11 protein-coding genes are annotated in these 13,265 nt (G+C 73.6%); 8 read left to right on the top strand and 3 right to left on the bottom strand.

Features of this window, described 5'->3' with window-relative positions:
- Positions 1-107: 107 nt before the first annotated feature.
- From AB0F38_RS30125 to AB0F38_RS30115, 3 genes are read right to left on the bottom strand one after another with little or no spacing between them, the layout of a single operon-like run.
- On the bottom strand, positions 108-1,019 hold the full coding sequence (locus AB0F38_RS30125) for an aminoglycoside phosphotransferase family protein (RefSeq protein WP_361900146.1): 912 nt from the start codon (positions 1,017-1,019) through the stop codon (positions 108-110).
- 29 nt (positions 1,020-1,048) lie between these two features.
- Positions 1,049-1,549 carry a ferritin-like domain-containing protein gene (locus AB0F38_RS30120; RefSeq protein WP_361900143.1) on the bottom strand — a complete coding sequence of 167 codons (501 nt, stop codon included), beginning with the start codon at positions 1,547-1,549 and terminating at the stop codon, positions 1,049-1,051.
- Complete coding sequence (locus tag AB0F38_RS30115) at positions 1,546-2,085, bottom strand: hypothetical protein (RefSeq protein WP_361900141.1); 540 nt, start codon at positions 2,083-2,085, stop codon at positions 1,546-1,548. Before AB0F38_RS30115 ends, AB0F38_RS30120 begins: the two co-directional genes overlap by 4 nt.
- 171 nt (positions 2,086-2,256) lie before the next feature.
- Here AB0F38_RS30115 and rimP point away from each other — a divergent pair, with 171 nt between their 5' ends.
- From rimP to AB0F38_RS30075, 8 genes are all read left to right on the top strand, one after another.
- Positions 2,257-2,754 carry a ribosome maturation factor RimP gene (gene rimP, locus AB0F38_RS30110; protein WP_361900138.1) on the top strand — a complete coding sequence of 166 codons (498 nt, stop codon included), beginning with the start codon at positions 2,257-2,259 and terminating at the stop codon, positions 2,752-2,754.
- 2 nt (positions 2,755-2,756) lie between these two features.
- Entirely contained in the window at positions 2,757-3,797 is a 1,041-nt protein-coding gene (gene nusA, locus AB0F38_RS30105; RefSeq protein ID WP_361900135.1) for a transcription termination factor NusA, read from the top strand.
- Positions 3,798-3,943: 146 nt separating this feature from the next.
- Positions 3,944-4,231, top strand: a complete 288-nt coding sequence (locus AB0F38_RS30100) for a YlxR family protein (protein WP_361900132.1) — start codon at positions 3,944-3,946, stop codon at positions 4,229-4,231.
- 140 nt (positions 4,232-4,371) lie between these two features.
- Positions 4,372-7,494: a translation initiation factor IF-2 gene (gene infB / locus AB0F38_RS30095; RefSeq protein WP_361900129.1), complete on the top strand. Its 3,123-nt coding sequence runs from the start codon at positions 4,372-4,374 to the stop codon at positions 7,492-7,494.
- Positions 7,495-7,698: 204 nt separating this feature from the next.
- Complete coding sequence (locus tag AB0F38_RS30090) at positions 7,699-7,995, top strand: DUF503 domain-containing protein (RefSeq protein ID WP_056792835.1); 297 nt, start codon at positions 7,699-7,701, stop codon at positions 7,993-7,995.
- A 25-nt stretch (positions 7,996-8,020) separates the two neighbouring features.
- Entirely contained in the window at positions 8,021-8,485 is a 465-nt protein-coding gene (gene rbfA, locus AB0F38_RS30085) for a 30S ribosome-binding factor RbfA (RefSeq protein WP_361900125.1), read from the top strand.
- The gene (gene truB / locus AB0F38_RS30080; RefSeq protein WP_361900122.1) at positions 8,482-9,378 is read left to right on the top strand and encodes a tRNA pseudouridine(55) synthase TruB; all 897 of its coding nucleotides are present in this window, start codon (positions 8,482-8,484) and stop codon (positions 9,376-9,378) included. Before rbfA ends, truB begins: the two co-directional genes overlap by 4 nt.
- 208 nt (positions 9,379-9,586) lie before the next feature.
- Complete coding sequence (locus AB0F38_RS30075; RefSeq protein WP_361900120.1) at positions 9,587-13,234, top strand: serine protease; 3,648 nt, start codon at positions 9,587-9,589, stop codon at positions 13,232-13,234.
- Positions 13,235-13,265 lie beyond the last annotated feature (31 nt).

Here is a 13,265-nt window from a genome sequence, read left to right as displayed (position 1 = left end):
GATGGTGACGCTGAGCCGTTCGGGTGACTTCCTCGCCTGGTTCCGCAGGGAGCGTCCCGTGGCCCGCCAATGGGCCACCGATCCAGGGGCCCCTGCGCGCTTCCGGGCTACAGCCAGCCGGCGAACTCCAGTGCCAGCTCCCCGTCCTGCCGGCGCCCCACGGCCAGCGCACGCGTCCCGGACTCCACGGCCCGGAACAGCGTCCAGCCGCGCAGGCGCGCCTGGTCCACCTCCAGCGAGTCAGCCAGCTTCCTGACCCGGCGCCGTGCCGTCGCCGCGCCGCCCGGTGAGGCGATCAGGTCCTCGACCCGGTCGCGCACCAGCCGAGCCAGGTCGTAGGCGCGCTCACCGACCAGCGGCTCCGGACCGACCGCCAGCCACGGCGCGCGCTCGCCCGACAGCACCTTGCTCTGCCGGAAGTTGCCGTGCAGCAGGAGGAGTTCGGGGGAATGCGCGACCAGCTCCGCGCGGGCCTCCAGCGCCGAGGACACCAGCGGTCCGAGCGTCGGGTCCGAGGCCGCGGCGGCCCGCATCGGCTCCGTCCGCCGGGCGGTGCGCTCGGCGACCGTCTCGAAGGAGTGACCGGCCGGAGGCTCGACCCACAGCCGCCGGACCGTGCCTGCGGCCTCCAGCAGGGCCTTCGCCTCGGGAAGGGAGCGCAGGGACACCTCGTGGTGCAGCCGCTCCAGCAGCAGGGACCCGTCGGTGGCCGCGGGGGCCAGCAGCTCCACCGCTCCCCAGCCGTTCCAGTGGGCGAGCGCCGCCCGCTCCAGAGCGGGCGCGGCGGCGGGCGGGGCGATCTTCAGCACGGCTGCCGTACCGTCCGGCCGGGTCACCAGCAGGACGAGGCTGCTGCGTCCGCCCGGGGCGACCACCCGGTCCAGGGTGACTCCGCCCCCCTCGGCGGACAGCGCCTCGTCGGTGAGTGCGGGCAGCCGCCCGAGCCAGTCGGCTGCGGCGGCGTCCCCGCACGTCTCGCCGAGGGCTCGCACCAGACGCTGCGGCGGTTCGAAACCCATACGTGCCTTGTTCCCTTTCAGAGCCTGCTTCAGTGCGTGACGCCCGTGGCGCCCGCCTCAGCCGTCGGGTCCGACGGATCTGCCGCGGCCTTCTCGGCGAGCCCCGGAAAGGCTACGCCGGTGCCGCGCCAGCGCACCGCGCGCACGGCGGCCTCCCGGAGCGCACCCGCGGCCTCCTGCCGCAGCGGCCCCCCGGCAGCCCGTACGAGATCGGAGTAGACGGCGGCGACCCGGTCCTCCAGCACGGCGGCGAGCCGCAGCGCGGCCGACGGATCCGGCACCGCGAACGGCAGAGCGTACGCGGCGTCCGCCGCCACCGGCGTACCACCCAGGTCGCGCACGGTCCGCACCAGCGCGTCACGGCGGGCCCGGTGCGCGTCGTGGGCCGTCCTCGCGTCGGTGCGCCGGGCGCCCTCCAGGCGGCCGCCCAGCACCCCGTAGCCGTACACCGCGGCGTGCTCCGCGGCCAGCGCCGCCTGCGCGGCGGGCAGCATGCCCGCCGCGTCGGCCTGTCCGCTGCCATCGGTCATGACGAGGTCTCCTTGGCCAGCTCGGTCAGCAGGTACGCGTGGGCCGCTCCGGCGGCGGCGACCGAGGCCAGCAGCCGGGCCAGCTCGGGTCCGGCCTTCACCAGGGCCCTGGCGCGTTCGTCGGCCACCCGCCGCTCCTCGGCAGCCAGTTCCCTCAGGGCGGCCTTCGGGTCCGCGGGGGGAGCCGGGGGCGCGGCGGCCTTCGGGTCGGCGGGGACGGCCTTCTCCGCCGCGCCGGCGGAGAGCGCCGAGGCGTGTTCCCGCACGGCGGCCCGCAGCGGCGCGAGTCCGGCCGCCGTCGTCGGGTGGGCGGTCACGACCTGCTCGTACCGGGTGAGGAGCGTCGTGCTCGAGCGGGCGGCGGACGTCCGCAGCGCCGTCTCGGCGCGCAGCGAGGCGGCCTCCGCGTCGGCGGAGCCGGACCCGGGACGCGCACCGGACCCGCCGCTGCCGCCGCACCCTGTCAGTACCGCGCCCAGGGCGACCGCTCCCGTCCTCGTGAGCGCGTTCCTGCGCGTCGTCCCCGTGCGCCGCACTTGTCTCCTTAGACATGGTTTCTGACAGATTCTGTCCCGAAGTGATCACCGCAGCCGAGCGTACCCGCGGCCCGGCGGGAGGCGGACGGCAACACCCCCGCGGACCGGATACCCTTTCACCTGACACGCGACGATCCCCACAACAGCACACGCGGCCGAGGAGTCACCCGGATGAGCACCACCCAGAGCGAGAGGCTGCGCGGGCTGCTCGAACCGCTCGTCAGCGCCAAGGACCTGGATCTCGAAGAGATCGAGGTGTCCCGGGCGGGCCGTCGGAGGGTGCTGAGGGTCATCGTGGATTCCGAGGACGGCGTGGAGCTCGACACCTGCGCCGAGCTGAGCCGCACGATCTCCGAGACCCTCGACGAGACCGACGCGATGGGCGACGAGGAATACGTCCTCGAAGTGAGCTCTCCGGGCGCCGACCGCCCGTTGACCGAGCACCGCCACTACGTACGCGCCACCGGCCGGCTGGCGAAGCTGGGCCTGAACGACGGCGGCGAGCTGGTGGCCCGCATCCTCGCCGTGGACGAAGAGGGACTCGATCTCGAAGTGCCGGGCGTCAAGGGCCGCAGGCCCACGTCGCGCCGTGTCGCCTTCGACGAGATCGCCAAGGCGCGCGTGGAGATCGAATTCAACCGCAAGGACAAGAAGGAAGAGGAGGCGTAGCCGTGGACATCGATGTGAAGCTTCTGAAGGGCTTGGCGCAGGACAAGGAGATCCCCTTCGACGTGCTCGTCGGGGCGATCGAGTCGGCCCTCCTCATCGCGTACCACCGCACCGAGGGCAGCCACCGCCGGGCGCGCGTCGAGCTGGACGCCAACGGCCACGTCACGGTGTGGGCGAAGGAGGACCCGGCCGACCTCGAGGAGGGCCAGGAGCCCAAGGAGTTCGACGACACCCCGTCCGGCTTCGGCCGTATCGCCGCGACCACCGCCAAGCAGGTCATCCTGCAGCGGCTGCGCGACGCCGAGGACGACAGGACGTTCGGTGAGTACGCCGGGCACGAGGGCGACGTCGTCACGGGCCTCGTGCAGCAGGGCAAGGACCCGAAGAACGTCCTCGTCGACATCGGCAAGCTGGAAGCGATCCTGCCCGTGCAGGAGCAGGTGCCGGGCGAGGAGTACACCCACGGCCTGCGGCTGCGCACGTACGTCGTCCGGGTGGCCAAGGGGGTGCGCGGTCCGTCCGTGACGCTCTCGCGTACCCACCCGAACCTCGTGAAGAAGCTCTTCGCGCTGGAGGTTCCGGAGATCGCGGACGGCTCGGTCGTCATCGAGGCCATCGCCCGCGAGGCCGGCCACCGCACCAAGATCGCCGTACGCTCCACCCGGGCCGGCCTGAACCCCAAGGGCGCCTGCATCGGTCCGATGGGCAGCCGTGTGCGCAATGTCATGGCCGAGCTGCACGGCGAGAAGATCGACATCGTGGACTGGTCGGACGACCCGGCCGAGATGGTCGCCAACGCCCTGTCACCCGCACGGGTGAGTGAGGTCGAGGTCGTGGACCTCGGGACCCGGTCCGCGCGGGTGACCGTGCCCGACTACCAGCTGTCGCTGGCGATCGGCAAGGAGGGCCAGAACGCCCGCCTCGCCGCCCGGCTCACCGGCTGGCGGATCGACATCCGGCCGGACACCGAGACCGGTGCCGAGCGGGACATCGCCGACCGCGAGCGCGCCGAGCGGGCCCGGGAGCGGTCCGAGCGCGGCTGAACACGGACGTCCGAAGGGGACGCCCGGGCGGCCTCTCCGGGCGTCCCAGGGAATAGATCGAGGCGTCATGCCGCTGAGATCACGACAACATCCGTTCGATTCTTGCCCCAAAGGGGTGGGGTCGGTGCGGGGAGGTAGACTTAGACGTGTCTGGCCGGACGCACGCCCGCGCTTGCCCCGAACGAACCTGTGTGGGATGCCGGGAGCGGGCGGCAAAGAGCGAGTTGCTGCGCATCGTGGTGGACGAGGGAGAAGTTGTCCCTGATTCACGCGGTACGCTGCCCGGCCGGGGTGCGTATGTGCACCCGGTCTCTGTCTGTCTCGACCTGGCGGTCCGCCGCCGGGCATTCCCCCGGGCCTTCAAGGCCAAGGGGCCGTTCGATTCCGCGGCACTGCAGCGGTTCGTCGAGCGGGTGACACCGCAAGAAAAGTGAACGGCACGGGTCCCCGTGCGGTCAGGTACCTCGCGAGTTGGAAGTAGGTCGAGATTGCGATGAGCACTCGATGAGTACGCGATGAGTACGCCCATGAAGTAGCGACGGTCCGGCGGTAACCCGGACCTAAAAGGAGCGAAGTGGCTAAGGTCCGGGTATACGAACTCGCCAAGGAGTTCGGGGTTGAGAGCAAGGTCGTCATGGCCAAGCTCCAAGAACTCGGTGAATTCGTCCGTTCGGCGTCCTCGACCATCGAGGCGCCGGTCGTACGCAAGTTGACTGACGCACTGCAGGGTCCCGGTGGCAACGCCGGCAAGTCCGCTGCAAAGCCTGGCGCGCCCCGCAAGGCCGCCCCCTCGAAGCCCGCAGCGCCCTCCCCGGCCGCTGCGGCACGTCCCTCTGCTCCCAAGCCCGGCGCCCCGGCCCCCAGGCCGGCCGCTGCCGAGGCTCCGGCGAGCAGCGCCCCCGCGGCGCCTTCCGCGCCGTCCGCCGGTCCGCGTCCGGGTCCGAAGCCGGCTCCCAAGCCCGCTCCGGTCACCCCGGTGCCCGCCGCCGAGTTCTCGGCTCCGGCGCCGGCCCAGCCGGCCGCACCCCAGCAGCCGCAGGCCCCGCGTCCCGCGGGTGCCACCCCGGGTCCCCGCCCCGCCCGTCCGGCTCCGGCCGGCGGTCAGCGTGACGGCGGCCGCGGTGGCGAGCGTGACGGCGGCCGCGGTGGCGAGCGCGGCGGCGACCGTCCGGCACGTCCCGCAGGCCAGGGCGCACCGCGTCCCGGCGGCGCACGACCGGCAGGTCCCCGCCCCGGCAACAACCCCTTCACCTCCGGCGGTTCCACCGGAATGGCGCGCCCCCAGGCGCCCCGTCCCGGTGGTGCCCCGCGCCCCGGCGGCGGTCAGGAGCGCCCCGGCGCCCCGCGCCCGCAGGGTGGTCCCGGCGGCGCCCCGCGCCCGCAGGGCCAGGGTGGCGCACGTCCGTCTCCGGGCGGCATGCCCCGTCCGCAGGCTCCCCGTCCGGGCGGTGCCCCCTCGGGTAACCGTCCGAACCCGGGCATGATGCCGCAGCGTCCCGCTGCGGGCCCGCGTCCCGGTGGTGGCCCCGGCGGCGGTGGCCGCGGTCCCGGTGCCGGTGGCGGTCGTCCCGGTGGTGCCGGTGGCGGTCGTCCCGGTGGCGGCGGCTTCGCAGGCCGTCCGGCCGGTCCCGGTGGTGGCGGCGGCGGTTTCGCCGGCCGTCCCGGTGGTCCCGGTGGTGGCGGCGGCGCAGGCCGTCCCGGTGGTGGCGGCGGCTTCGGCGGTCGTCCCGGCTTCGGTGGACGTCCCGGCGGTCCCGGTGCCCGTGGTGGCACGCAGGGCGCGTTCGGCCGCCCCGGTGGTCCCGCGCGTCGTGGCCGCAAGTCGAAGCGGCAGAGGCGCCAGGAGTACGAGGCCATGCAGGCCCCGTCGGTGGGCGGCGTCATGCTGCCTCGCGGCAACGGACAGGCCGTCCGGCTGTCGCGCGGTGCGTCCCTGACCGACTTCGCGGAGAAGATCAACGCCAACCCGGCGTCGCTCGTCGCCGTGATGATGAACCTCGGCGAGATGGTCACCGCCACGCAGTCCGTCTCCGACGAGACGCTGCGGCTTCTCGCGGACGAGATGAACTACGTCCTGGAGATCGTCAGCCCCGAGGAGGAGGACCGCGAGCTGCTCGAGTCCTTCGACATCGAGTTCGGTGAGGACGAGGGCGGCGAAGAGGCTCTGGTCTCGCGTCCGCCGGTCGTGACCGTCATGGGTCACGTCGACCACGGTAAGACCCGACTGCTGGACGCGATCCGCAAGACGAACGTCGTCGCGGGCGAGGCCGGCGGCATCACGCAGCACATCGGTGCCTACCAGGTCGGCGCCGAGGTCAACGGCGAGGACCGCAGGATCACCTTCATCGACACCCCGGGTCACGAGGCGTTCACCGCCATGCGTGCGCGTGGTGCGAAGTCCACCGACATCGCGATCCTCGTGGTGGCGGCGAACGACGGTGTGATGCCCCAGACGATCGAGGCGCTGAACCACGCCAAGGCGGCCGACGTGCCGATCGTGGTCGCGGTCAACAAGATCGACGTCGAGGGCGCGGACCCGACCAAGGTGCGCGGTCAGCTCACCGAGTTCGGTCTGGTGGCCGAGGAGTACGGCGGCGACACGATGTTCGTCGACATCTCCGCCAAGCAGGGCCTCAACATCGAGGCTCTTCTGGAGGCCGTCGTCCTCACCGCCGACGCCTCGCTCGACCTGCGGGCCAACCCGGAGCAGGACGCGCAGGGCATCGCGATCGAGTCCCACCTCGACCGCGGCCGCGGTGCCGTCGCGACCGTCCTGGTCCAGCGAGGCACGCTGCGGGTCGGCGACACGATGGTGGTCGGCGACGCGTACGGCCGAGTCCGCGCGATGCTCGACGACAAGGGCGAGAACGTCGAGGAAGCGGGTCCCTCGACCCCCGTCCTCGTGCTGGGTCTCACCAACGTCCCGGGTGCCGGCGACAACTTCCTGGTCGTCGACGAGGACCGCACGGCCCGTCAGATCGCCGAGAAGCGTGCCGCTCGTGAGCGCAACGCCAACTTCGCCCGCAAGGGCGTCAGGTTCTCCCTGGAGAACCTGGACGAGGCGCTCAAGGCCGGTCTGGTCCAGGAGCTCAACCTCATCATCAAGGGCGACGCGTCCGGTTCGGTGGAGGCTCTCGAGTCCTCGCTGCTCCAGCTCGACGTCGGTGAAGAGGTCGACATCCGGGTCCTGCACCGCGGTGTGGGTGCGGTCACCGAGTCGGACATCGACCTGGCGACCGGCTCCGACGCCATCGTGATCGGCTTCAACGTGCGCGCCGCGGGGCGTGCCGCGCAGATGGCCGACCGCGAGGGTGTGGACGTCCGGTACTACTCGGTCATCTACCAGGCGATCGAAGAGATCGAAGCGGCCCTCAAGGGCATGCTCAAGCCGGAGTACGAAGAGGTCGAGCTCGGCACGGCGGAGATCCGCGAGATCTTCCGCTCGTCCAAGCTGGGCAATATCGCCGGTGTGCTGGTCCGCTCCGGCGAGGTCAAGCGCAACACCAAGGCGCGCCTGCTGCGCGATGGCAAGGTCATCGCGGAGAACCTCAACATCTCCGGTCTGCGCCGCTTCAAGGACGACGTCACCGAGATCCGCGAAGGCTTCGAGGGCGGTATCAACCTCGGAAACTTCAACGACATCAAGATCGACGACGTCATCGCGACGTACGAGATGCGCGAGAAGCCGCGAGGCTGATCCACGGGGAACCCCGGGGGGCGACCCCCGGACTCCCCTGCACGGTCGGGGCCGGTCGACGGGTCGTATTTCCGTCGATCGGCCCCGGCCGTTCCGTGTACGGTTCGGGTGTCCCCGCCGGGTGAACGGCGGGGCGTGGCTGTGCCAGTCCGGGGGGCGGCCCCCGGGCCCCCGAACCCGAACCGGCGGGACATCCGGACACACATGTATGTGGGGACACTGTCCTTCGATCTGCTCCTCGGCGACGTACGGTCGTTGAAGGAGAAACGCTCCATCGTCCGCCCGATCGTCGCCGAGATCCACCGCAAGTTCGCGGTGAGCGTCGCCGAGACGGGCGGGCAGGACCTCTACCGCAGGGCCCAGATCGGTCTTGCCGTGGTCTCCGGGGACACCGGACACCTCACAGACGTACTCGACCGGTGCGAACGCATGATCGCCGGCCGGCCGGAGGTGGAGCTGCTGTCCGTACGACGGCGGCTGCACAACGACGAAGAAGACTGAGCACGTTCACGAAGGAGAAGGACCAGTGGCCGACAACGCGCGGGCAAAGAAGCTGGCGGACCTCATCCAGGTGGTGGTCGCCGAGAAACTGCAGCGCGGTATCAAGGACCCGCGTCTGGGCACGCATGTGACCATCACGGACACCCGGGTCACCGGCGACCTGCGGGAGGCCACGGTCTTCTACACGGTCTACGGCGACGACGAGGAGCGGGCGTCCGCGGCGGCCGGCCTGGAGAGCGCCAAGGGCATTCTGAGGTCGGCGGTCGGCGCGGCGGCGGGGACGAAGTTCACCCCGACCCTGGCCTTCGTGGCGGACGCCCTGCCGGACAACGCCAAGGCGATCGAGGACCTCCTCGACCGGGCCCGGGCCTCGGACGCCAAGGTCCGCGAGGCCTCCTCGGGCGCCACGTACGCCGGTGACGCGGACCCGTACCGCAAGCCGGAGGACGAGGACGAGGACGAGAACGGCGAGGGCTCACCTTCCGCATGACGCAGAACAAAACGCCGGACGGCCTTGTCATCGTCGACAAGCCGTCCGGCTTCACTTCGCACGACGTCGTGGCCAAGATGCGCGGCATCGCCCGGACCCGGCGGGTCGGCCACGCCGGCACGCTGGACCCGATGGCGACCGGTGTCCTCGTGCTCGGTGTCGAGAGGGCGACCAAGCTCCTCGGCCACCTCGCCCTGACCGAGAAGGAGTACCTCGGTACGATCCGGCTCGGCCAGGACACCGTCACCGACGACGCGGAGGGCGAGATCACCTCGTCCACCGACGCCTCCGGTGTCACCCGAGAGGGCATCGACGCCGGGGTGGCCGCGCTGACCGGTCCGATCATGCAGGTGCCGTCGAAGGTCAGCGCCATCAAGATCGACGGCAAGCGGTCGTACGCCCGGGTGCGCGGCGGCGAGGAGTTCGAGATCCCGGCCCGGCCGGTGACCATCTCGTCCTTCCGTGTCTACGACGTCCGCGAGGCGGTCGCCGAGGACGGCACCCCCGTCGTCGACCTGGTCGTCTCGGTCGTCTGCTCCTCGGGCACGTACATCCGCGCCCTGGCGCGCGACCTCGGCGCCGGACTCGGTGTCGGCGGGCATCTGACCGCGCTGCGGCGCACCCGGGTGGGGCCGTACGGGATCGACGCGGCCCGGACGCTGGAGCAGCACCAGCAGGAGCTGACCGTGATGCCGGTGGCCGAGGCCGCGGCCTCGGCGTTCCCCCGCTGGGACGTCGACGAGAAGCGGGCCAAGCTGCTGCTCAACGGTGTCCGGCTCGACATGCCGGCGTATCCGCCGGGGCCGGTCGGGGTCTTCGGGCCCGACGGGACCTTCCTGGTGCTCGTCGAGGAACAGAAGGGCAAGGCCAGGAGCCTCGCCGTCTTCGCCTGACCGGCACCGCCCCCGAGGGGCCGGTCCACCGTGGAGCGGGCAGGGCCCGGTGCCCGCTCCACGATCCCCCTCCAACGACCATCCCTGTCCACGCAGACCCTTGTATTCACCCTGATGGACGGGCGCTCGGAGTGACGAGGGGGCGTGAGGGGGGCGCTTCGGCCCTCCGCGCTTCTCCTGCTGATCACCCGGGACCTACCGTCGGACCATGGGCAGCGGGGACCGGTCGGAACTGGTGATGATCTGCGATCAGGCCGGCCGGCCGCGAGGGACCGGATTCGTGGCGGACGACCGCGGGACGGTCGTCACCAGCCATCAGGCCGTGGGCTCCCGCGCGCCCCTGGTGCTGCACGCGGCGGACGGCCGCACCTGCTCCGTCGCGGCCGACGACATCACGGCTCTGCCCGGTCTCGGGCTGGCCCTGCTGAGCACCGGAGGGCCCGAGGTCCTCGGCGTGGATCCGCTCCCCATCGCCGTACGCGACCGGATCGGGACGGGCACCTACGTGCGGATCGCGGCCCACGGCCGCCGGGAGGCGCGGGTGCTCGGCACCACCCCCGCGACGTACGCCGAGGGCGGGCGCAGCCACCGGGTGGGGGAGGCGCTGGAACTCGCCCTCGGCACGGACGGGCGCGACGCGCTCCGGTCGGGCGGTGCCGCGGTCGGCGGGCCCGTGACCGACCCGTGCACCGGGGCCGTCCTGGGTGTGCTCTCCACCGCGCTGCGGGCCGGGCACGAGACCGCGGGGCTCGCGGTGCCGCTCGCCGTCAGGGAGCAGGACCCGGACGGCGACGGGCCGCTCGCCGAACTGCTGCGGCGCAACGCGGGCGGTGTCCCCGGATACGGCTGCGACCTCAACTTCGCGGGGGCCCTGCAGCTGACCGCGACCTCGCTCGGCCACGCGGCGCAGGCGGGCCGTCCCGGAGGCGCTGATACGGTCGAACGCCCGCACATCGGCGCGGAGTTCACCGCCTTCGAGGCCGGTACGGGATCCGTGCTCGGCCTCGTCGGCGGACCCGGGACGGGCCGCACCACCGAACTGGCCGCGCTGGCCGGCCGCCGGGCCCGCGGGCCCGTGCCGGCGCTCACGCTCTGGCTGCGCGGTGCCGACCTGCACGCGGACGACACATCGGTCGCCGACGCGATGACGCGGGCGCTCCGGCGCTCCGGGCGGATCGTCACCGCGGCCGGGGCCCGGGGCGACATGACGACGGCCACCCCCGAGCGGGTGGCCCGCCTCGCGGCCGCGTCCGGGAACCCGCTGCTCGTCGTCGTGGACGGCCCCGAGGAGATGCCGCCCCCGCTGGCTCACCGGCTCGCCGAGTGGACCGGCGGAACGGCCGCGTGGCTGCGCGCGCACGGGGTGCGGATGGCCGTCGCCTGCCGGCCCGAGCACTGGGAGACGGCCGGTGCGCTGTACCCCCCCGACGCCCTGCACCGCCCGGAGCGGCCCGCCCGCGGCCTGCCGCCCGCCGTCCGGCTGGGTGACCTGACCGCGGGCCAGGCCACGCGGGCCAGGGAGCGCCACGGCATTCCGCCGGACGCGATCGCTCCGGGTCACGACCGGCATCCGCTCACCCTGCGCCTGCTCGCAGAGGTACGGGCCGCGCTGCCCCCCGACGTACCGGGCAGGCCCGGCACCGAGGACGTCTTCGCCGCCCACCTGGACCTGGCGTGTGTCCGGATCGCCGTCCGTATCGCGGCGGAGGCCGAACCCCTGCTGCGGGGTACGGCGGTCCGCAGGCTCGCGGCCAAGGTGGCGGGCCGGGTCCACGAGGCGGCCCGGCGCTGCCTCGGACCGGGCCAGGGGGAGCTGGACCGGGCCACGTTCGAGGAGATCTTCCCGTGGCGCACCGGGTGGGCCCCGGCGGTCCTCACCGAGGGGCTGCTGGCCCCGGCGGGTGCCGGATACCGCTTCGCCCACGAGGAACTGGGCGACTGGGTCCAGGGCGCGCACCTGGACCTCGACGCCGCACTGCGCTCGCTGGTACACCGCTGGCACTCGGGGGGAGCGTACGAACCCTCCGCGCCGCCCCGGGGTGGCGGGGCGGCGCGGTCCGTCGCCCCGCCGCAGGCTCCGGAGGCGGGACCCCGCAACCTCCCCGTTCCGCGTCACCGCATCGGTCCGGTGATCCAGGCGATGCTCCTGCTGGGGCGCCGCCGGGGGACCGCCGCGCTGGCCCACCGGATGGCCGACCTCATCGAGGCGATGGACCGGCTGCCCGCCGCAGCGGCCGCCGGCCCCTCGGCCCGGCCCGCCGACGCCTCCTGGTGGGCGTCCCACCTGCTGCGGGAGAGCCTCCTCCGGGTCCCCGACGCACGGCCGTACCTCGGGGTGCTGAGGGTGCTCACCAGGCGGATCACCCGGCGCTCCCGGGCCGTTGGGGGACCGGCGGGACCCGGGCCGTACGCCGTGTTCGGGCCGTGGTTCTGGCGGCGGATCCGGCTGCCCGAGGACGACCGCGTCGATCTGCTCCGCCGGCTCGTGCCCGCCGACGGTGCCCGGCGCGCGGACGGCTCCTCGCGGGCCGACGGCGACGAGCGGTATCTGGACGCCGTGGCCCGGCGCCTCACCGCCCACCCGCAGACCGTGCAGCCACTGCTCTGCCGGTGGTTCACCGACGAGACCCCGCTGACCGCCGACGGAGGCCCGCGGCCCCCCGGGGACGGCGTGCGGATGCGGCCCACCGTGGCCGCCGCCGCGCAGGCCCTGCTGTACGCCCGCCGCGACCTGGCCGTCGACGACCTGACCGAGGCGCTCGTCGAATCCGCCCATCCGCGTGCCGCCGAACTGCTCACCGCCCTCGCCGAGGACGAGCCGTCCGCGCTCTGCCGGGCCGTCGACCGGTGGGCACGCGACGAGGAGCGCCCACAACGACGCGCCGCCGCCGCGGTCCACGCCACGCTCACCGCGGGCCTCGCCACCACGGACACCGACCGGGCCCTGCTGCGTGACGCCGCACTCGTCCTGCTGGCCCGGCCCGGCGACACCGCCGTGCACGCCCAGGCGCTCACGCTCCTCGTACGGGATCCGCTGACCCGGGGCCGCTACCTGCCGCGAGCCCTGCGGGCCTTCGCCGCCGGGGACCGCGGGCTGCCCGTGGCCCTGCCGGCCGGGGTCTTCCACGAGTTCCGGGAGGCGGTGCTCGCCGCCCTGGGGGCCAGGCTCTCGCTGCCCGGGGAAGCCGCCGACGAGGTACTGCGCGCGCTGGCCGGGCTGGACGCCCCCGCCCTCGCCCTGCACGCCCCCGGCCTCGTCCGGCAGTACATCGACAGCCACCCCGCTGACGGGGCGCAGGCCGCCGGGTACGTGGAGCTGCGCCTGGAGCACAGCCCGGCCGCCCGCGCGCTGCTCCTGCCCCTGGTCACCGGGCTGCTGCGGGACCGCCCCGCGCCGCCCCCGGTACGCGCCGCGCTGGCCCGGGTGCTCGCCGCCCCGGGGAGCGTGGCGTCGCGCCCGCTGCGGGCCGGGCTGCTGGAGGTCCTGCTGGACTTCGAGCTGGACACCGGCGGGGACCCGGAGGTGCTCTGCGCCCTGCTGCGGGCCGCCGCGGCGGGTTCCGGCCGGTGCCCCGAGGCCCGCACGAGGGCCCTGCTGCACCGTACGGGGACACTCCTCGTACGGACGCCCGACGGGGCCGCCCGCTTCGACCGCGGGCTGCTCGAACTCGCCCGTGAGGTGCCCGGATTCGCGGCGCTGGTCACCCGATGGCTGGACGACGCCCCCCGGGAGTGGTCGGTCGTCGTGGGTCCCGCTGCCCGTCGGGCGATGGAATCGATGGACGGATCACAGTCCGGGTTGCCGACGCCGATGCAGGCCGCGGGACGTGAGCATGGCAGTCTTAGACCTGCGTAATGGACACACACACGTACACAGGTTCGGGCGA

Source organism: Streptomyces sp. NPDC025273 (assembly GCF_040638585.1).
Taxonomy (GTDB): domain Bacteria; phylum Actinomycetota; class Actinomycetes; order Streptomycetales; family Streptomycetaceae; genus Streptomyces; species Streptomyces cinereorectus.
Note: the sequence above shows the minus strand (reverse complement) of the source record. Positions and strands in the feature narration are given on the sequence as shown.